Here is a 19,306-nt window from a genome sequence, read left to right on the forward strand (position 1 = left end):
CTCGCATGGGGAAATGGCGCGCGGCGGCAGCCGGTATCGGATTTGCGACTGCAACCTTGGCGCAGGCCCAGCCGCCGCAAGTGCAGCCGGTGCAGGTCGATCCGACTCGTCCGGACTGGGAGAATCCGGCGGTCAACGCGATCGGCAAGCTGCCGCCCCGCGCGACCGGGTTTCCGTTCGAAAGCCGAGAACGTGCCATTGCCGGCCATCGCACGCACTCGTCACGGTTCCTGCTGCTGAATGGCGAGTGGAAGTTCGCGCTCTCCCCCAGTGCCGATGCGCTGCCGGCGGGCTTCGAAAAGCCCGAATATGACGTGTCGGCCTGGAAATCGATCAAGGTCCCCGCCGACTGGCAGGCCGAAGGGTTCGACCAGCCGCGCTACAACAACATCACCTATCCCTTCCCCGCCAACCGTCCGCTGATCCCGCATGCGACCAATCCGGTCGGTTCCTACCGCCGCGACGTTGACGTGCCGGCGGGGTGGAGCGGGCAGGACGTGATCCTGCACATCGGCGCGGCGGGATCGGCCTACTATGTCTGGGTGAACGGCCAGAAGGTCGGCTATTCGGAAGACAGCAAGCTGCCGTCCGAATTCGATGTGACGCGCTTCGTCCGTCCTGGCCGCAACACGGTGGCCATCCAGGTGTTCCGCTGGTCGGACGGGTCCTACCTCGAAGATCAGGATTTCTGGCGCGTGTCGGGCATCGAGCGCGAGGTGTTCCTGATGGCGGCGCCGAAGACGCGCATTCGCGACTTCTTCGTCCACGCCGGGCTCGACGAGGGCTTTACCACCGGCGCGCTGGCGATCGACGTCGCGGTCACGCCCGGGGCGGTGACGAGCGCACGCTATGTGCTGATGGACGGCGACCGCGCGGTTCTGGAAGGGAGGCAACCGGTGTCGGCCGGGAATGCCGAACGTACCATCACGCTCACCGGCCGCCTGCCGGGGGTGAAGCCGTGGACGGCGGAAACGCCCAACCTTTATTTCCTGCTGGTCGAACTCTACGATGCCAAGGGCGGGATCATCCAATCGACCTATGCGCGCGTCGGCTTCCGCAACGTCGCGATCCGAAATGGCCTTGTCACCGTGAACGGCAAGCCGATCACCATTCGCGGCGTCAATCGGCACGAGCACGATCCGGAAACCTTCCACGTCGTTTCGCTGGAAACGATGGAGCGCGACATCCAGTTGATGAAGCGGAACAATATCAATGCGATCCGCACATCGCACTATCCCAACGACCCGCGCCTCTACGAGCTTGCCGACCGCTATGGCCTCTATGTCATGGACGAGGCGAACCTGGAGAGCCATGCCTACATGGACTATGCCAACAAGCATCCGGAACGGCGGGCCGAATTCCAGCTCGGCTTCGATCCGGCGTGGAAGGACGCGCATGTCAGCCGCGCGGTGAACATGGTGGAGCGGGACAAGAACCATCCCTCGGTGATCTTCTGGTCGTTGGGGAACGAGGCGGGCATCGGCCCGAACTTTGCCGCTGCCGCCGCTGCAGTGAAGGCGCGCGATCCGGATCGGTTGGTCAGCTATCTGGGCTGGGGCACGTGGGATGGAATCAGCGACCATCGCCCCAACTGGTACGCGGACATCTATGCGCCGATGTACGATCCGGTGGCGAAGCTGGTCGACTATGCCACCAATTGGAACTTCAAACAGCCGATGATCCAGTGTGAATATGCCCACATGATGGGAAATTCGGGCGGTAATCTGAAGGAATACTGGGATACGATCTACGCTTATCCAGACAAGTTGCAGGGCGGTTTCGTGTGGGACTGGGTAGATCAGTCAATGTACCGATATACCAAGGATGGACGCCGATATTGGGGCGATGGCGGCGAATATGGTCCCAATCCGGGCGGCGATATCGAATTCGGTGACGGGCTGCTGCAATCGGACCGTACCCCGAATCCGGCGCTGTTCGAAGTGCGCAAGGTCTATGCGCCGATCCAGTTCGACGGATTCGATCCGGCAACGGGCCGGGTCACCGTGCGCAACCGGCACGATTTCGTCGATCTTTCCGGCTTTACGTTCGACTGGGAATTGCTGGAGAACGGAATCACGGTGGCGCAAGGCGTGCTGCCGGCTCCAAACGTGGCCGCTCATCAGGCGGGCACGCTGACGCTGCCGATCGGGACGTTCCCGCGCCGCGCCGGGGCGGAGTATTTCGTGACGGTTCGCGCCCACGCCAAGGCGGGCATTGTACCGGCGGTAGAGGATGGGCAAGTGATCGGCTGGGAGCAGTTCGCGCTCGATCCGGGGGCACGCCCAGTGGTGCCAGGTGTGGCGCCAGCCGTCACAGGGCCGGTATCGACTTCGGAAACGGGCGGAGTGATCGAACTCTCGGCAGGCGGTGCCAGCTTGAAGGTGGACCGCAAGACCGGGTTGCTCAAGTCCTACGCCCGCAACGGCCAGACGCTGGCGTCAGGAGGCACGCCCAATTTCTGGCGCGCGGTGACGGACAACGACATTGGCATCGGAACCGAGCGCCAGCTGGCCGTGTGGAAGACTTTGAGCCACGAACGCAAGGTGGCAAATGTCACGACGCGCTCTGTCGATGGCGGCGCGCGCGAGATTGCGGTTACGTACGATCTAGGCAAGGACGACGCACGCTTCGTGCTTGGTTACCGGATGGAGGGTGATGGTGCCGTCGCGGTTTCGGGCGAACTCACGCCGCTCAATTCCCGGCTGCCGCCACCTTTCCGCGTGGGCCTGGAATTCAGCTTGCCAACCGATCTGGACACGGTCGAATGGTACGGACGCGGGCCGCACGAAAGCTATGTCGACCGCAAGACATCGGCACCGATCGGCCTCTGGCGCGGGCCCTTGGCGGGGCAGAACCACGACTACATCCGGCCGCAGGAGACGGGTAACAAGGTGGACGTGCGCTGGATCGAGGTGTCGGGTGCGGGCAGGGGCCTGCGCGTGGAAGGGGCTGAGCCGCTGATGGCGAACGCGCTGGCCTTCCCTTACGAGGATCTTGACCGGCACGCGCCCGGCACGTGGAAGTCCACCGACATCCGGCCGCACGACCATGGCACTCTGCTGATCGACGGCGCGCAATGGGGCGTCGGCGGCGACACGCAGTGGAGCGAATTTGGCAAGCCCATGCCCCAATACCGCACCCGTCTGGAATCCACCCGCTTCACGTTCCGCATCAGTGCTTTCGATGGTGCAGGGACCGCGCCAGACAAGGCGAAGCCTGCCGCCGATACGGAGGGCGAATGATGCGGTCGACAGAAATGGGTCCGTCCATGCAAGCGTAGCGACAGCCATTGGCGTGTTCAGGACAGGCGTAATCTGGCGCAGGATGAATGACCGGTCGGACATCCTGCGCCGGGCGGATGGCGGCGACTGACCGTTTTCGGCCAGCCTTGGATATCTATGGAGCGGACGAGCCGGCCCCGCTTCCCCTTATCGGAAGATTCATAGTAGCCACCAACGATTCTTTCAGTAATTGCGAAAATTCACGGCTTTCAAGAAAGAAGGGGCCGGGGCGATTGCTCAAAGTATTGTTGAGGACGCCGTACATGATCTGGAAAGCGAAGCGAATGCGTTCCTCGTTCACGCCGGTTTGATCTATCTCCGGAGCGGCAAGGACGCGGTCGATATACGCGCTGGCGAGATTTTGAGAGTTGCGCCGAAAGGGCTCCCACGCTTGTTCGCTATCAAGGCTGACCTTGAATGCAGAACGGAAAAACGTCTGCTGGCTTAAATATCGGTCAACTTGCGCGCTCACCAGTTTCGGCAGGATGTCCTCGAAAGCCTCATCGCGGACTATGTTTTCCAAAAGTGGCCCGGATTCTGCGGCGGCGAAGACCATTACTGCCTTGAAGAGCGTAATTTTGTCCGGAAACCTCGAATAGAAGGCGCCGGTCGAACACTGCGCGGCGGCGCAGATATCGATGATACTGACATCGTCGAACGGCACCTTACGCGCAATTTCCAACGATTCCTGGATCAGCCTATCGCGCAGCGTACGGCTGCGGGATTGCTGCGCGGGCATCACGCCCACACGGGCAAGGTCGTCCTCGATATTTATGGTCAGGCTCGCCTCCGTCATGAACCGGGCATCGCCGATGGAGCGACCCTTGTCCATCGCTATAAAAACAGAATGAGATTCGCATTCGTATTGACGAGGGGGGAAAGCGGGTGTTAGGCAGAGCCCAACAAGCCCGGCCAGGGCTGGATTCGAGTGGTTGAGAGGAGTTCCCATGTTTTCCGCGTCGCGCATTCCCGCGCTCAATCGCCGCACATTGCTGCAGGCAGCGATGACGACTGCCGCTGGCGGTCTGCTGGCAGGTTCTGCCCAGTCGCTTCTGGCGCAGTCCATCGTGGCCAAGCCCGCCGGAGCGAAAGGCGCAAAGCTGGTACTGCTGGGCACGAAGGGCGGCCCGCGTGTGGGCGGTACCCGTTCCAATCCGGCCAATGCGCTGGTGGTGGACGGCAAGGTCTACGTCATCGATACCGGCATGGGGGTGACCGCGCAGATCGTGAAGGCCGGGCTTAATCTGGCCGATATCCGCGCGATCTTTATCTCGCACATGCATTCGGACCATGAGCTGGAATTCGGCAACCTCGTCTACAACATGTGGGCGGCGGGCGCGCTGCGCACGCCGGTGGATGCCTATGGCCCGGTGGGGATCGAGGCGATGGCGGCCGACTTCTGGCGGCTCAACCGCATGGATATCGCCACCCGCATGGCCGACGAGGGCAAGGTAGATCCCTCCACGCTGCTGCGCGCGCACGATTTCGCGGCCAAGCAGGGGCCGGTCATGGCCGAAGGCGGCGTGAAAGTGACTGCCTTCACCACGCCGCATCCGCCGATCGAGAACCTCGCCTATCGGTTCGAGACGCCTTACGGCAGCGTGGTCTATTCGGGCGATACCGCCTACAATCCGGCGCTGGCGGACTTCGCACGCGATGTCGACGTGCTGGTCCACGAAGTGCTCTACGTTCCCGGCGTCGACCGTCTCGTCCAGAAGGCGAACGGCACCCCGGCCTTCCGCAACCATCTTATCGAAAGCCACACCACGGCAGAGCAGGTCGGCCAGATTGCCACGCGCGCGCGGGCGAAGAAGCTGGTGCTCAGCCACTTCGTACCGGGTGACATGGACTGGATCACCGACGCCATGTGGCGTGAGGAAGTCGCCAAGCACTACAAGGGTGAGATCGTGGTCGGCCGCGATCTCATGGAAATCCCGCTCGGATAAGCGTGGAGAGGACAACGATGCGCAACCGGATCTTTCCGCTGCGCGATCGGGGTCTTGCCGGATGCGTGACGATCGGACTGCTCATGCCGGGCTGCGCTTTTGCAGCCGCGGGCGATGACGTGCAGGCCGTTTCCGCGCAGACGGTGGCTCCGGCGCCGCAGCCCGCCACTTCTTCCGCCCCTCTTTCCAGCACAGCAGGCGATCCGCTGAGATCGCCTTATCCGGCCGAGGCAGATGGACAGGGGCCGAAGATGGGCCCCAACTACATGATGCTGCGCGGTGCCGAGGACTGGCGCTTCCTTCGCAGTCCGAAGGCGAAGCGCGACTGGGCCTCACCGCTCAAGTTCATTCCACTCGATGGAGACGGGGATGTCTCGCTGACGCTGAACGGCGATCAGCGCAGCAGCGTCAGCCTTTCCACCCGCCCGCTGCTGAGCGATACGACCGATCGCGTGGAAGTGCTTTCGCGCACGACCATCGGTGCCGACCTTCGGATCGGCCCGGCGGTGCGGTTCTACGGCGAACTGGCGTCGGGCCAGATCTTCGGGAAGAATGAGAACAAGCACATTCCGATCCAGAAGAACGACCTGATCGTCCAGCAGCTTTTCGCGGAAGTGCGCGCGCCGGTCGCGGGGGGCGTGGCGCGGATGACCGTGGGGCGGCAGGAATTCTTCGACGGTCCGCGTTTCATCATCAGCCCGCGCGAGAATCCTAATATCCGCGTCTCGATGAACGGTGCGCGGCTGTCCATGGACTGGAGCCGCTTTCGCTTCAGCGCCTTCTACTTCGAGCCGACCGAACAAGGCACCGGGTGGTTGGATGACAGGATCGGAAACGGCGAGAAACTGAGCGGCATCTATTCCAGCTTCCTGGTCTCGGGCGGAGGCCCCAAGGCCAAGTCCGCGGTCTATTTCGACCCGTTCTACTATCATTTCGAGGACGACGATCGCACGCTGGGCCGCCTGTCGGGCAAGGATCGGCGGGAGACTTACGGGGCACGGCTCTGGGGCCATCTGGGGCCGGTCGCCTTCGACTGGACGGCGATGAAGCAGGATGGTCGCTTCGACAACCGCACGGTCGATGCCTGGGGGGTGAGCACCAACCAGTCGGTCGCGCTGGGCAAGGGCGCGTCGGCTCCGAAGCTGGGCTTCCATGCCGACTATGCCTCTGGCGGGGGCACGTTCGATACGAGCGGGAAGGTGAACTCGTTCAACTTCCTCTACAACGCCACCGTCATGTTCAGCGACGACAATTATATCGGCGCGGTCAACATGATGGGCGTGGCGCCCACGCTGGTCGTGCCGGTGACCAAGAAGCTCCAACTGACGGGAGAGACCGGCTTCTACTGGCGGCCGGACGAGAACGATGCCGTCTATCGCGGCAATTCGCAGGTCTATGCCGGCACCCAGAACGTCGCCGGGCGGCATGTCGCCAATATCGCCAGGCTCAAGGCGAACTGGACGTTGGATCCGCATGTCACCCTCTCGGGCTTCGTGAACTATGTCGATGCCGGAAAGGTCTTACGCCGGGCCGGCTATGGCGATAACCTGTTCGTCGAGACGATGGTGACCCTGCGGTTCTGAGGCCCGGGGCGAGGAAGCAGGGCGGTCAAGTGGCACAGGGCAGATGGCGCGGCGTGGCGATGATCCTGTGCTGTGCCATGGTCCTGTTCGTCAGTGGCTATGCATTCCAGGTGCTGAGCTTCTCTATGCCCGGTTTGGTGCGGGACTGGCAGCTGCCTGCCCGACTGGTCGGGCCGCTGCTGTCCGCCGCCATCTTCGGGCTGCTGCCGGGATATATCCTCATCGCCCCGCTTGCCGACCGGTGGGGAGCACGCCCCGTGCTGAGCGCCGCGATGGTGGGGCTCTCGCTGGCGACGGTAATCTGTATCGCCGCGCCGGGCTACGACGCTCTCTTCCTTGGGCGGGTGCTGACCGGCCTGGCCATCGGAGCGGCGCTGCCGAGCGCGGTTTCCGTCGCCAGCCAGCATGGCAGTGCCCGTTGGCAAGGCGCGCAGGTCGTGGGCATCTACGTCGCCTTTTCATTCGGCTTTCTGGTTGCAGGGCTGGCCAGCGGCGCGCTTGTGCCAAGGCTGGGTTGGCACGCGCCGTGGTGGCCCACGGTGCCGTTCGGGGTGGCTCTGGCGGGGCTGATCCTGATCGTTTTGCCGCAAGGCGAGGCGCGAGCCTTACAGGCGCGCCCGCTTGCGGTTCTGTTCGCGCCCCGCTTGCGGACGGGGACGGTGCTTTTCTGGATCATGTTCTCGGTCGATCTGGGTCTGTTCTATGCGCTCCAATCCTGGCTGCCGCTGCTTGCGGCGCGGGAGGGGATGGCCTTTGCCACCGGCGTTGCCGCAACCAGCATGTTCACGCTTGGCACGGCCTGCGGCGCCTTGCCGGCGATCTGGTGGGCCGATCGCCTGGGCCCGTTCCGTGCGCTGGCGGCAATGAGTGGGATCGGCCTGGTCGGCATCCTTTGCCTCGGCGCGTTTGCCGGGCCGGGCGGCACCCTGTTCCATGCTGCGGCGTTCATGGCGGGCATCGGCATCGGCGGCGGCCAGAAGGGCATGATTGCGGCCGCCTCGCTGTTTTATCCGCCACCGGTGCGCACGACCGGCCTAGGCTGGGCGCTGGGTATCGGCAGGTTGGGCGCGGCCTGTGGCCCCCTGTTGATCGGCTATCTCACGGCGCAGGATCTGCGCAGCGGTACGGTCTTGCTTTGCCTGGCGCTGCCCGTTCCGGTGGTGATCGCCGCCTCGAGTTGGCTGGAGAGGACCTACGGCCGGATCGACCGTGCCGCTCACCATCCATCGTCGTTCTAGGCCGTAAACTCAGCCTTGAAACGCGGCGGCTTTTGCCTTGCTCGCGGCGACGAAGGGCGCGGGATCGTAGTAATAGGGCTTGATCGCGCAGCACTTGCCGTCGCGGAAGCGGAACATCTCGCAGATTTCGGCCGGCGGCAGCGACGGGTCCGCGAAACGGAGCGACAGGATGGTCACCGCGTGATCCTTGCCAGCCGTCGTCTCGATCTTGTCCAGCGCCACTACATCGCACAGGCCCATGACTTTGGCGTAGAGGTCGCGCAGGCCGCTCTTGCCGCGATATTCGCCCGCCATCGGCAGCCCGTCCGCCTCATAGGCGACGAAATCGTCGGTCAGCATCTGCTCTGCCGTGTCCCAGTCGCCCACGCCGGTGGCGGCATAGAGGCGGTCGACGAAATCGATCATCTGGTCGGGACTCATGGTCATAGCGATGCTCCTCTTTTCCCGGCACCAACTCTGACAAAGCCGCGATTGTCCCGAACCTAGCGTTTCGACTAGCGTGCCAGCGCCAGAAGCGCGGTTAAGCTGCCGGGATGGGAAAGGTCAGACAGATCGTGCTGGCGCGGCGGCCTAAAGGGGTGCCGGTGCCGGAAGACTTCCAGCTGGTGGAGACGGAGGGCCCCGAGCCGGGGCCGGGCGAGTTTCTGGTGGCGATGCGGGTAGGATCGGTCGATCCCGCAATCCGCGGATTCCTGGACGATCGGCCCAGCTATATCGATCCGGTGGCGCTGGGCGCGCCGATCAACGGCATGTCGCTGGGCGAAGTGGTTGCCTCCAACCACGCCGACTATCCGGTGGGCACTTTCGTGCGCGCCTTCGCCACATGGTCGGACCACTACGTGCTGTCGGGCGATGCCTGGGGACTGGAGACGGTGCACCGGCAACCCGATACCGAGCTGCATCACTACATGGGCGCCTTGGGCCCGGTGGGGCTGACGGCCTGGGTCGGCCTGTTTGCGGTGGGCGAGGCGAAGGCGGGCGAGACCGTAGTGGTCAGCGCCGCAGCCGGCGCCACCGGATCGACGGTGGGCCAGATCGCCAAGGCGCGCGGCTGCAAGGTCGTGGGCATCGTCGGATCGCCGGAGAAGGCGCGGGTGATCCGCGAATTGGGCTTCGACGCTGCGATCGACTACCGCGCCACGCCCGACATCGCGGCGGAGATCGCCAAGGCCGCACCGGAAGGCGTGGACGTCTATTTCGACAATGTTGGCGGAGAAGTGCTGGAGGCGGTGCTGCCGCTGATGCGCCTGCACGGCCGCGTCGCCGTTTGCGGCATGGTTGGCCAGTACAACGATGCGGACCATCCCCACGGCGTCACCACGCTGTGGCAATTGGTGGTCAACCGCATCCGCATGCAGGGCTTCATCACGTACGACTATCCCGATGTGCTGGCCCAGGCTCAAGCCGAACTGGACGGCTGGGTGGCCGAAGGCAAGCTGAAGCCGCTGGCCAATGTGCGCGACGGGTTCGAAAAACTTCCCGAGGCCTTCATCGAACTGATGTCGGGCCGCACCATAGGCAAGACTCTTGTCCGGATCTGACATCATGGGTGAAACTTGGCACCCGCTCGTGGCCGAGGCCGATTTCCCTGAGGACGGCAAGCTGGCCACGCGGATCGCGGGATGGAGCGTACTGGTGGCGCGCACCGAGGACGGTTTCAGCGCCGTCAACGATCGCTGCACCCATCAGGCGGCGTTGCTTTCGGGCGGCAAAGTGCGGCGCGGCGCGATCATGTGCCCGCTGCACGGCGCACGTTTCGAGGTGGCCACCGGCCGCTGCATCGGCGGCACGTACGCCGATTTGCGCCGCTTCGACTTGCGCATTGTGGGCGGGATGATCGAGGTGGCCGTACCCGACGTTCCGCCGGGCCCGCACGAGCGTCCGGTCGAAAGCTGATACCTGAACGGGAGAGAACCATGCCCTATACCGGACCTTTCGAGGACCGCCTTGCCATCCGCGAACTGCTGGAAACTTATGCCGATGCGGTGACGCGCCGTGATGCCGACGCCTGGGGCGCAACCTGGGCGGAGGATGCCGAATGGTCGCTGCCGGATTATCCTGAACTCGGCACGCAGAAGGGCCGCCCGGCCATCGTCGCCATGTGGATGGAGGCGATGAAGGCCTATCCCGGCATCATGTTCGAAGCCTGGCCCGGTTCGATCGAGGTCAATGGCACGAGCGCGACGATGCGCAGCTACACCTCTGAAATCTACGACAAGGACGGCGTCACCATGCGCGACCGGGGCGTCTATGAGGACACCTGCACTAAAATCGGCGGCAAGTGGCTGTTCCAGAGCCGTACGTTCCGCAACATCCACCGCCAGCACGCGCCGAAGGGCTGTTAGGGCAGAACTCCAAACACGGGCTGGTCGTCAGTCGAACGTCCATTTGAGCAGGGAAGCGTCGACCACGTCGCTTCCCATATGCCGAAGGAACGCGTCCATCAGGCCGCGCCTGTGCTTTAGCCATTTCGATGGATCGTCTGCGGGATCCAGACCATCCGCCCGAAACAGCCAATCGACAAATTGGTCGGCGGAAACGGGCCCGCTTTCCGGAATGAAATCATCCACATGCGACGGACGTCCATCGACGATACCGCCGCACCATCCGCGATCGACGCAGACTTCACGCATCAGCGCGTTGTAGGCAGCTTCCTGTCGCATCGGCCTGCAAACTACCCTTGCGGCGTGGCGTGGCAAAGAGGCTGATTGCGGGTGTCGAGCTGGTCGAAGTGTGAGCCACGCATGCCCAAAGAAAAGCCCGGCCTCCTTGCGTGGAGACCGGGCTTTTCCCTTGCAGGAGAGAGCAAGTACGGAGGGGATCAGAAGTTCTTCGTCAGTTCCACCATGACGGTGCGCGGCAGCGTGCCGAAGCCAAGCTGGTCGGCATGAACGCCTGCCGCCGTTCCGGTGCCGCTGCCGGTGGAGGGGCCGTCCACCACGCCGGTGACGTAGAACTGGTTGGTCAGGTTCTTGCCGATCAGCGCGATCTGCCAGTTGTCGTCCTCCGCGCCGAAGCGCAGGCCGGCGTCGAGCGTGACGTACTTGTCCTGCTTCGACAGCGGATTGCCGAAGGCGGAGGCCAGATAGCTGTCCGAATAGCGCGCATCGACATTCATGCCGAGCTTCATCGAGGATCCGACCGACATCTCGTAGTTCACGCCCAGGTTGCCGGTCCAGCGCGGTGCCACCGAAAGCGGCGCGCCGGTCAGGTCCTGCCGGGTATTGCCGGCAAGATTGCAGCCTTCCGTCGGGGTCTGGCCGGCATAGCACGGGGCCAGCGGGAAATCGGTGTAGCGGGCCTTGTTGTAGTTGATCGAACCGTGCAGATCGAAGCCGGGAATGCCGTTGGGCGCGAACTGGAATTCGGCCTCTACCCCCTTGGTGCGCGCATCGGCGGTCAATGTCTGGAACGCGAAGATGGGCGAGTTGAAGAAGTCCACCTGCAGGTTCTTGTACTTGTAGTTGAAGGCCGTGACGTTGAAGCGCAGCTGGCGGTTGAACAGGGTGGATTTGAAGCCCAGTTCGTAGCCTTCCGCCTTTTCCGGATCGAACGTAAGGTCCGCCGTGGGATCGTTCGAGAATTTCGAATTGATGCCGCCGTTGGAGAACCCGCCGGACTTATACGCCGTCTTGTACGCGGCATAGACCATCAGGTCCTGCGTGGGCTTCCAGGTCAGCGTCGCTTCGGGCGACCAGTTGGTGAAGTGTTGGCGCGCGGTCACTTCGCCCAACCCGTCCGGATCGTTCTGGTCGCGGAAGATGCTGGTGACCAGCGGGTTGTTGTAGGGCTGGGTGAAGAAGCTGTTCTTGGTCTCGTCCGAATAGCGCACGCCGCCCGCCAGTTCCACGGTGGGGACGATCTTGTAGGTGAGCTGGCCGAACACGGCCATCGTCTCACCCTTGGTGAAGCTGCTCTTGGCCGTGGCGACATATTCGTAGCCTTCGGGCGCGGCGGAATTGGAAACGCCGCCGGTCATCACGAACTGCGCGAAATCGCGCTTCGTGTTCTGGTAGAGTGCGCCCACCATCATGTTGAACGGCCCGCTGAACTGCGTCAGTGCGCGGAATTCCTGGCTGTATGCCCGCCAGGACGAATTCTCCGTCGCCCAGGTGCTGCCCGGGCCGCTGCCGCTGTCGCTGGACTGGAAATCGCAGGCGCAGGCCCAGCGGTTATTGTTCCACTGGTAGTTGGTGACGGAGGAAAGTTGCAACTCGTCGGCGTCGTAGGTCACGTTCAGCGTGCCCGATGCCGAGTGGTAACGGTTGTAGAGCGAACCGTCCTTCTTGGCATAGGGGTAGTTGGCGGCGATGTCGGCCGGCATGTTGTTCTGGTGGGTGACGAAGTCCTTCTGACAGGCGTAGCCGTTCAATTGCGATGTCTCGCCGTTGCCGCAGGCATAGGCGACGTAGTTCCAGGATGAGTTGTTGACCTCGTTCAGATCCACGCTGCCCTTCAGGCTGACGGTAAGCCGGTCGCTCGGTTCCCACTTCAGGGTGCCGCGCGCCAGGAACTCTTCTTCTCCCGGTGCCTTGTGCGCTGCCGGGGTGGCGATGTGCGAGGTGGGATTGCCATTGCCGCCGGCCAGGATGCTGACGGAATCGATGTCCGTGAACGTCACATCGTTGGCGACGTTGCGGTAATAGCCGCCATCCATCTTCGAATAGCGCGCGGCGATGCGGATGCCCAGAGTATCGGTGATCGGCATCGAGGCGAAGCCTTCGACGCGGTATTGCTGGCTCTTGAACTCGTACCCGCCCTTGATCTGGAACTGCGGGGTGGGCGTGGGGTCGGCGGTGGTAATGGAGATCACGCCGGCGGTGGCGTTCTTGCCGAAGAACAGCGCCTGCGGGCCCTTCAGCACTTCCACGCGGGCCAGATCGAAGAAGCCTTCCTGGATCACGCGGCCTTGCCCGTAATAGGCGCCGTCCACCACCACCGCCACCGACTGTTCGATGCCGATCGAGGTGGAGGAGGAGCCGATGCCGCGTAGGGTAAGCTGCGCGCCCGATCCGTTGGAGGCGCGGCCGACGTTGAATTGCGGGGCGATGGCGGCGATCTTTTCCACGCTGGTGATGTCGCGCGAAACGATCTGCTCGGCCGAGATCGCAGTGACCGCCACCGGCACGTCCTGCGCGGTTTCCTGCCGTTTGCGTGCGGTGACGATGATTTCCTGGATACCGCCGGTGGCATGGGTCGCCTCGGCTTGCGCGGGCGACGGGGCCGGGGCGGGAGACCCCGCCGGCGGCGCCTCCTGCGCATGAGCCGAAGCGGTGCCCAGCGCGACGGTTAGCACCGTCGATGTGAGCAGGATGGATTTCGAGAATCGCATGTCAGGACCTCCCACCAATTTTCTTGTCGCGTATTTTCTTGTCTTGGCTCCTTCGTAGAACTGCGGGGGCGGTGCGATGGCCTGTGCAAACGGATAGCCCTATCTGTTTGGTCAGGTGGCGGGGGCGGGCCTACGGGCGACGGTGCCCGTTCGGGCCAAGAGAACCCGGCCAAAGAGCCGGCCAAGCCAAAAAAAGCAGACAGGAGAGTGAGTTTGACCGGCAACCGTTTCTGGCGCCTGGACCGTCATCCCGAAGGCAATGCGGATTTCGCTCGCTTCCTTACGCTTTGCGAGGAGGATGCGGTGCCGCTGGCGGAGGGTGAAGTGCGCATCGCGGTCGAATGGCTGTCGATGGATGCCGGCACCCGCATGTGGATGAGCCCGCGCACTGATGGCTATCAGCCGCCGCTGCCGCTGGGCGCGAAGATGGTCGGCCTGGTGCTCGGCCGTGTCAGCGAGAGCCGCGATTCGGTCTTTCCGGTGGGCACCCTGGTGCGCGGCTTCGGCCAATGGGCGGAGGAGGCCGTGGTCGTGCCCGCGCTCGCCGGGCTGGAGGCGGTGGACGAGAGCGTCTCCGATCCACGCCAGCATTTCGGCGCATTGGGGATGAACGCCTGGACGGCCTATGTCGGTGTCAGGGAAGTGGCGGCGGTCAAGCCGGGCGAATGGCTGGCGGTTTCGGCGGCGGCGGGGGCGACGGGCAGTCTGGCCTGTCAGGTCGGCCGCAATCTCGGCGCCAACGTGGTCGGCATCGCCGGCGGGGCTGAGAAGTGCCGCTGGCTGATCGAGGAGCTGGGCGTCCAGATGGCAATCGACTACCGCGCGGAGGACGTGGAGGCCCGGTTGGCGACGATCCCCGGCGGAATCCATGCCTTCTTCGACAATGTCGGCGGCCCGATCCTCGACGCGGTGCTCCCCAACATGGCGCATTACGGGCGCGTGGCGATCTGCGGCATGGTGGCGGGCTACGACAGCGACGCGCCGATGCCCGGCCCCGCGCGTTTCGACCAGATCCTGATGCGGCGTTTGCGGGTGGAGGGGTTCTTCATTCCCGATTTCCTCGAACGCGGCGCCGAATTCCTGCCGCAGCTGCGCGCGTGGCTGGATGCGGGCAAGCTGACGGTGCGTTTCGACGAGACGCGGGGGATCGAAAACGTGCTCACCGCCTATGAGCGGATGCTGACGGGCAAGAACATCGGCAAGGTTGTCGTGCGGCTTTAGGCGGCCGCCTTGAGGCACTTATTCCCGCCATCCTTCGCCGTCTAGCACCCCCGTCGCCCCCGCGCAGGCGGGGGCCCCGCTATCTTCTGCGGCTAAGCGCGATGGCTCAGTAATAAGCGGGATCCCCGCATGCGCGGGGATGACGAAGGGAGTTTTCTTCAGCGCTCGTGGCGCATCGCATCGTGCCGCCGAGAAATGCGCGCTCGTTGCAGCGGCAAATGATAGAGGCAGAAGCGGCCGATTTGCGCTGCCTGCTTGAGCCGATAGATCCGTCCGGCAGGGACGAACCGGCCCGGGCACCGCTTTTTTCGCGCGCAGCCCAGGCCGGCCGGCTCACATTGCGGTCACGCCCCCGTCCACCACGAACTCACCGCCGGTGATGTAGTTCGCCTCATCGCTGGCTAGGAACAGGATCATGTTCGCAATGTCGAGCGGGCTGCCCATGCGCTTCATCGGGATGGATGCGACGATCTCCTTGAAGCCTTCGGGATTGTCGTGCCGGGCAACGTCCTGCATGGCCGTCTCGATCATGCCGGGGTGCACCGAATTGCAGCGAATGCCCTCCGCCGCGCATTCCATCGCGACGACCTTGGAGAAGATCCGCACGCCGCCCTTGGCGGCGCCATAGGCCCCGCACATCGGCACGCCGACCAGCCCGCCGATGGATGAGAGGTTGACGATCGATCCGCCCCCGCCGGTCTTGCGCATCAGTTCCACCGCGCGGCGCGTGCCCAGGAACACGCTGTCCAGATTGACCTTGTTCTGCCGCTCCCAATCCGCGATCGAGAGCGAGGTCAGCGGCTTCAGCACCGCGATGCCGGCATTGTTCACCAGCACGTCCAGTCGGCCATGGCCTTTCTCGATCGCCTGGAAGAGGTCTTCCCATGCGGTCTCGCTCGTCACATCCTGCGCGAAAGCTTCGGCCTGGCCGCCGCTGTCGCGGATTGCGGAGGCGACGGCTTCGGCGCCCTTTGCGTCCAGGTCGGTGAGATAGACGAACGCGCCTTCCTCCGCGAAGCGCCGCGCCGTAGCTGCACCCAGCCCGCGTTCGTTTCCGGCGCCGGTAACCAGCGCGATCTTGCCTTCCAGACGGCCCATGCTTTTCTTACTCCGATTGTGCGACCCGATAAGGGCCTAGAATTTGATGCCGATGGTGGCGCCGTAAGTGCGCGGTTCCAGCGCCATGCCGAACGACCAAAGCCCGGCGACGGTGAAGGCGTGCGTCGTCGTCTTCTCGTTCAGAAGGTTGCGGCCGAACACGCGCAGGTAGGCTTCCTTGTCGGCGATATCGAAATTGAAGGTCAGGCTGGCATCGACCAGATCCTGCGTCGTGGTGCGCACGCGCGGGTCGTTGCCGTTGACGATCACGCTGGTAACGTTGCCGTCGGCATCGAGCACGGGCGTGAGCGAGGCTTGCGAGATCTGCTCGTCATAGGGGCTGATATGGCGCCATCCCGCCGTTGCCACCACTTTGCCGAAGCTGGTGGGAATGGTGTAGTCGCCATTGATCGAAGCGGTGAACTTCGGGGCGTAGATCAGCCGGTTCGCCGAATAGTCGAACGGCACGATCAGCGTGCCATAGGCCCCGTCGGTCACGAAATTGCGGAAGTGCGACTTCATGTAGGCAGCGGAAGTGGTGATCGTGAAGTCCGGCATCACGCGGAAGGTCCCGTCCATCTCGATGCCCTTGATCAGCGCGCCGCCGGGCACGTTGCCGGTGATCGTCTGGTTGCCGGTGGGACCGCCGGGCACCGTCAGGTTCTGCTGCATGTTCTTGTAGTCGGAAACATAGGCGGCCAGGTTGATCTGCACCCTGCGCTGGAAGGCGGAAAGCTTGGCGCCGATTTCGTAGGCGTCCACGGTCTCCGGCTGAAACGGCGTGCTGGCAGTATCTTCCGTTGCCGCGCGCGGGCTAAACCCGCCCGACCGGTATCCGCGCGACCAGCTGGCATAAAGCATCACGTCCGAATTGGGCCGATAGTCGATACCCACTTTCGGCGTGAACTTGGAAAAGTTGGCATCGCCTGATCCGATCAGACCGGTTTCGGCAAAGCTGTTGGTCAGCTTCTTGTTGTCATGGGACCAGCGTCCACCGAACGAGAGGCGCCATTTGTCGGCAAAGGCCCAGTTGAAGTCTCCGAAAAATGCATAGCTGGTGGTCCTGCCCTCCACGCTCTGCGGATTCTTGTCAAACGTCGTCGGTGGGATGGACGAATCGAAGCCGAACAGGCGCGTCCACTGGATCAGGTCGTAGTTGGAGTGGAAATAGTATCCGCCGACCACGTAATCGAACCCGGTGAACAGGTTGCCGGCCGCACGCAGTTCCTGGCTCCATTGGGTATAGTGTTGGCGCCGGTCGACATAGTAGAGATCGGTGGACGATCCGTCGAAATCCTGCGTCTGGCGCTCCTTGCTGTGCCGCCAGCCCGTGATCGAGGTCAGCTTCACGCCGCCCAGATCGTAGTTCATCTGCAAGGTAGCGTTAGGGGCGTGATAGGTGCTCTTCGCCGCATCGCCGAACGTGGTATAGAGGTCGCTCGTCGTGTTGCGATTGCACTGGTTCGCCGGCTCGTACTGGCAGAACACTTCGGTGCTGTTGGTCAGGTTGCTGACCACAGGGTTGAACGACTGGACCACGTTCTCCACGCTCAACTGCGCGTCGAAACCCGTACCCTTGGGTTCGAACAGCACGCTGGCGCCATAGCTGTCGCCTTTGCTCCAGCCGTCGCTCGTGTCGCGGGTGACGTTGTGGTAGAAACCGTCGGTCTGGTCGTGGAAGTACCAGGCCTTCACGCCCCAGGTCTCTCCATCGCCATAGTTGGCGATGGCCTTGGCGGCCAGGTGTTCCAGCGGCCATAGGTGAATTCCGCCCGCACCCCCGGCTGCATGGTGGGCTTGGTACGGGTAATGTTGATGACGCCGCCGATCGTGTTGGCGCCGAACAGCGTGCCCTGCGGCCCGCGCAGCACTTCGATCTGTGCGATGTCGAACGCGTCCTGAAGCTGGCCGGTGCTGGTACCGATCGTTACCCCGTCCACCACGACGCCCACGGTGGGGGTTTGGGACTTTTCGATATCGGCATAGGTCAGGCCGCGGATGGAAATATTCGCCGCTTGCGCGCCCGAATTCTGCTGGGTGATCAGCAGGCCCGGCGCGGCACCTTGAAGGTCGCCGATGTTCACCGCCGCCTTGTTTTCCAGCATCGCGGCGTTGATCGCGGTGATCGCCACGGGCGTCGATTGCAGCGTTTCGGAACGCCGGCGGGCGGTGACGATGATCTCGGTGGCATCCACCGTAGCGTGTTGGGGAGTGGCCGCCGGCGCTTCCGGCGGGGCAGCGCTGGCACCCTCGCTTTGGGCATAGGCTGGAGACGCGATGCATGAGAGCGCGCTTGTCGATAGTGCGACAAGCAACGCTCCGCGACGATGTGCGGATGCCATTGGTTTTCTCCCTCTCCCCGACTATTCGTGTAGCCGTCTTTTACTCTGCTACTATGCTACGAATTCAGTCCGAGCCCGACCTGACAATTTGCACAGGTGCACACTAGGCAGGGAATGGCGAGGCAGCGGATGCTGGAGAGGAGAACCACGCCATGCCCGTAAACCGCCGCTTCCTGCTTGCCCGCAGACCCGTTGGCGAACCCGTGCCCGAGGATTTCGTACTGGTGGAGGAGGCCGTACCGGCGCCGCCACCCGGTGGCATAGTGGTGCGTAACCATTACGCCTCGCTCGATCCCGCGCAGCGTGGGTGGATGGACGATACGCCCAGCTATATGCCGCCTATCCCGCTGGGCGATCCGGTGCGCGCGACGACGGTGGGTGTAGTGCACGCCTCGGACAATCCGGACTTCCGCGTGGGGCAATGGGTGATGGGCCTGAATGCGCTGGAGGATTACTCGCTGGCGATGCCGGGCGGCTTCACGATGCCGATCGACGTCGATGCGGTGGCCTCGCCCTCCAACTACCTCTCGGCTCTCGGGGCGGTGGGTCTGACGGCCTATTTCGGCCTGCTGGAAGTGGCACAGCCGCGCGAGGGCGAGGCGCTGCTTATCTCTGGCGCGGCGGGCGCGGTGGGGTCGGCGGTGGGGCAACTCGGCAAGATTGTCGGCTGCCGCGTGGTCGGCATTGCGGGCGGCGCGGAGAAGTGCCGCCGCCTGATCGAGGATTACGGCTTCGATGCCGCCGTGGACTACAAGGACAAGGATCACGCCGCGCTGGTCGCCGCGATTGCCGAGGCAGCACCCAATGGGGCGAACGTGGTGTTCGAGAACGTGGGCGGGCCAGTACTGGAGGCGGAGGTGTTCAACCTTGCGCTCCATGCCCGGATCGTGCTCTGCGGGCTGATCAGCGAATACAATGCGCCGGAGAAGCTGGGCCTGCGCAACCTCTGGCAAGTGCTGACGCGGCGGGCGACCGTGCACGGGTTCCTGATCGCGGATTATGCCCACCGTTTTGCGGAAGGCGGCACGCAGATGGCGAAATGGCTGGCCGACGGCCGCCTCCGCGCGGATGAGGATGTGCAGGACGGGCTGGAGAACGCCTATGCGGCGTTCATGCGGCTGTTTTCCGGGGCAAATACCGGGAAGCTGGTGTTGCGGATTGCTTGAGCGCGGGGCCAGCGTGTGCCGGCCAACGAAAAACCCCGTCGCCCCCGCGAAGGCGGGGGCTCCGCTTCCATCCTCCACGCTCGCGAAGAACAAGCGGGA

General features: G+C 63.8%; 16 protein-coding genes. 9 read left to right on the plus strand and 7 right to left on the minus strand.

Annotation, left to right across the window (positions count from 1 at the left end):
- Window positions 1–5: 5 nt before the first annotated feature.
- The gene (locus tag WBP07_RS28950; RefSeq protein ID WP_395398268.1) at window positions 6–3,242 is read left to right on the plus strand and encodes a glycoside hydrolase family 2 TIM barrel-domain containing protein; all 3,237 of its coding nucleotides are present in this window, start codon (window positions 6–8) and stop codon (window positions 3,240–3,242) included.
- Between the two features lie 154 nt (window positions 3,243–3,396).
- On the opposite strand, the gene WBP07_RS28955 is transcribed toward WBP07_RS28950, so the two are convergent.
- Window positions 3,397–4,113, minus strand: a complete 717-nt coding sequence (locus WBP07_RS28955) for a TetR/AcrR family transcriptional regulator (protein ID WP_395396686.1) — start codon at window positions 4,111–4,113, stop codon at window positions 3,397–3,399.
- A 115-nt stretch (window positions 4,114–4,228) separates the two neighbouring features.
- Between WBP07_RS28955 and WBP07_RS28960 the strand changes: the two genes are divergently transcribed.
- The 3 genes from WBP07_RS28960 to WBP07_RS28970 are packed head-to-tail and all read left to right on the plus strand — an operon-like array spanning window position 4,229 to window position 8,048.
- Complete coding sequence (locus WBP07_RS28960) at window positions 4,229–5,227, plus strand: MBL fold metallo-hydrolase (protein WP_395396687.1); 999 nt, start codon at window positions 4,229–4,231, stop codon at window positions 5,225–5,227.
- A gap of 17 nt (window positions 5,228–5,244) precedes the next feature.
- Window positions 5,245–6,810, plus strand: a complete 1,566-nt coding sequence (locus WBP07_RS28965) for an alginate export family protein (protein ID WP_395396688.1) — start codon at window positions 5,245–5,247, stop codon at window positions 6,808–6,810.
- A 29-nt stretch (window positions 6,811–6,839) separates the two neighbouring features.
- Window positions 6,840–8,048, plus strand: a complete 1,209-nt coding sequence (locus WBP07_RS28970) for an MFS transporter (RefSeq protein WP_395396689.1) — start codon at window positions 6,840–6,842, stop codon at window positions 8,046–8,048.
- Between the two features lie 9 nt (window positions 8,049–8,057).
- On the opposite strand, the gene WBP07_RS28975 is transcribed toward WBP07_RS28970, so the two are convergent.
- Window positions 8,058–8,474 carry a nuclear transport factor 2 family protein gene (locus tag WBP07_RS28975; RefSeq protein ID WP_395396690.1) on the minus strand — a complete coding sequence of 139 codons (417 nt, stop codon included), beginning with the start codon at window positions 8,472–8,474 and terminating at the stop codon, window positions 8,058–8,060.
- Window positions 8,475–8,581: 107 nt separating this feature from the next.
- On the opposite strand from WBP07_RS28975, the gene WBP07_RS28980 reads away from it, so the two are divergent.
- Genes WBP07_RS28980 through WBP07_RS28990 form a run of 3 tightly spaced genes read left to right on the plus strand, consistent with a single transcriptional unit; the run spans window position 8,582 to window position 10,393 of the window.
- Window positions 8,582–9,589: an NADP-dependent oxidoreductase gene (locus tag WBP07_RS28980; protein ID WP_395396691.1), complete on the plus strand. Its 1,008-nt coding sequence runs from the start codon at window positions 8,582–8,584 to the stop codon at window positions 9,587–9,589.
- 4 nt (window positions 9,590–9,593) lie between these two features.
- Complete coding sequence (locus tag WBP07_RS28985) at window positions 9,594–9,944, plus strand: Rieske (2Fe-2S) protein (protein ID WP_395396692.1); 351 nt, start codon at window positions 9,594–9,596, stop codon at window positions 9,942–9,944.
- 20 nt (window positions 9,945–9,964) lie between these two features.
- Entirely contained in the window at window positions 9,965–10,393 is a 429-nt protein-coding gene (locus WBP07_RS28990) for a nuclear transport factor 2 family protein (protein WP_395396693.1), read from the plus strand.
- A gap of 27 nt (window positions 10,394–10,420) precedes the next feature.
- Here the strand turns inward: WBP07_RS28990 and WBP07_RS28995 are convergent, their stop codons facing one another.
- A complete protein-coding gene (locus WBP07_RS28995) occupies window positions 10,421–10,711 on the minus strand; it encodes a hypothetical protein (protein ID WP_395396694.1) in 291 nt (96 codons plus the stop codon).
- Between the two features lie 158 nt (window positions 10,712–10,869).
- The gene (locus WBP07_RS29000; protein WP_395396695.1) at window positions 10,870–13,380 is read right to left on the minus strand and encodes a TonB-dependent receptor; all 2,511 of its coding nucleotides are present in this window, start codon (window positions 13,378–13,380) and stop codon (window positions 10,870–10,872) included.
- A gap of 213 nt (window positions 13,381–13,593) precedes the next feature.
- Here WBP07_RS29000 and WBP07_RS29005 point away from each other — a divergent pair, with 213 nt between their 5' ends.
- Window positions 13,594–14,601: an NADP-dependent oxidoreductase gene (locus tag WBP07_RS29005; protein WP_395396696.1), complete on the plus strand. Its 1,008-nt coding sequence runs from the start codon at window positions 13,594–13,596 to the stop codon at window positions 14,599–14,601.
- A gap of 333 nt (window positions 14,602–14,934) precedes the next feature.
- On the opposite strand, the gene WBP07_RS29010 is transcribed toward WBP07_RS29005, so the two are convergent.
- The 3 genes from WBP07_RS29010 to WBP07_RS29020 are packed head-to-tail and all read right to left on the minus strand — an operon-like array spanning window position 14,935 to window position 18,041.
- Entirely contained in the window at window positions 14,935–15,699 is a 765-nt protein-coding gene (locus WBP07_RS29010; protein ID WP_395396697.1) for an SDR family NAD(P)-dependent oxidoreductase, read from the minus strand.
- 36 nt (window positions 15,700–15,735) lie between these two features.
- Window positions 15,736–17,394, minus strand: coding sequence for a TonB-dependent receptor (locus tag WBP07_RS29015; RefSeq protein WP_395396698.1), 1,659 nt, complete (start codon window positions 17,392–17,394; stop codon window positions 15,736–15,738).
- Window positions 17,391–18,041, minus strand: coding sequence for a TonB-dependent receptor plug domain-containing protein (locus tag WBP07_RS29020; protein ID WP_395396699.1), 651 nt, complete (start codon window positions 18,039–18,041; stop codon window positions 17,391–17,393). Before WBP07_RS29020 ends, WBP07_RS29015 begins: the two co-directional genes overlap by 4 nt.
- A 152-nt stretch (window positions 18,042–18,193) precedes the next feature.
- Between WBP07_RS29020 and WBP07_RS29025 the strand changes: the two genes are divergently transcribed.
- Window positions 18,194–19,207, plus strand: coding sequence for an NADP-dependent oxidoreductase (locus WBP07_RS29025; protein ID WP_395396700.1), 1,014 nt, complete (start codon window positions 18,194–18,196; stop codon window positions 19,205–19,207).
- The last annotated feature ends 99 nt before the right edge of the window (window positions 19,208–19,306 follow it).

It is taken from the genome of Novosphingobium oxfordense (assembly GCF_044029435.1).
In the GTDB taxonomy this organism is placed as follows: Bacteria; Pseudomonadota; Alphaproteobacteria; order Sphingomonadales; family Sphingomonadaceae; genus Novosphingobium.

Excerpts from the sequence above, each read along its gene's own strand:
- WBP07_RS28975 (WP_395396690.1), bottom strand. The coding sequence starts at position 8,474 with ATGACCATGAGTCCCGACCAGATGATCGATTTCGTCGACCGCCTCTAT.
- WBP07_RS28950 (WP_395398268.1), top strand. The coding sequence starts at position 6 with ATGGGGAAATGGCGCGCGGCGGCAGCCGGTATCGGATTTGCGACTGCA.
- WBP07_RS28995 (WP_395396694.1), bottom strand. The coding sequence starts at position 10,711 with ATGCGACAGGAAGCTGCCTACAACGCGCTGATGCGTGAAGTCTGCGTC.
- WBP07_RS29025 (WP_395396700.1), top strand. The coding sequence starts at position 18,194 with ATGCCCGTAAACCGCCGCTTCCTGCTTGCCCGCAGACCCGTTGGCGAA.
- WBP07_RS29000 (WP_395396695.1), bottom strand. The coding sequence starts at position 13,380 with ATGCGATTCTCGAAATCCATCCTGCTCACATCGACGGTGCTAACCGTC.
- WBP07_RS29010 (WP_395396697.1), bottom strand. The coding sequence starts at position 15,699 with ATGGGCCGTCTGGAAGGCAAGATCGCGCTGGTTACCGGCGCCGGAAAC.
- WBP07_RS28985 (WP_395396692.1), top strand. The coding sequence starts at position 9,594 with ATGGGTGAAACTTGGCACCCGCTCGTGGCCGAGGCCGATTTCCCTGAG.
- WBP07_RS28980 (WP_395396691.1), top strand. The coding sequence starts at position 8,582 with ATGGGAAAGGTCAGACAGATCGTGCTGGCGCGGCGGCCTAAAGGGGTG.
- WBP07_RS28965 (WP_395396688.1), top strand. The coding sequence starts at position 5,245 with ATGCGCAACCGGATCTTTCCGCTGCGCGATCGGGGTCTTGCCGGATGC.
- WBP07_RS29020 (WP_395396699.1), bottom strand. The coding sequence starts at position 18,041 with ATGGCATCCGCACATCGTCGCGGAGCGTTGCTTGTCGCACTATCGACA.
- WBP07_RS28960 (WP_395396687.1), top strand. The coding sequence starts at position 4,229 with ATGTTTTCCGCGTCGCGCATTCCCGCGCTCAATCGCCGCACATTGCTG.
- WBP07_RS28990 (WP_395396693.1), top strand. The coding sequence starts at position 9,965 with ATGCCCTATACCGGACCTTTCGAGGACCGCCTTGCCATCCGCGAACTG.
- WBP07_RS28955 (WP_395396686.1), bottom strand. The coding sequence starts at position 4,113 with ATGGACAAGGGTCGCTCCATCGGCGATGCCCGGTTCATGACGGAGGCG.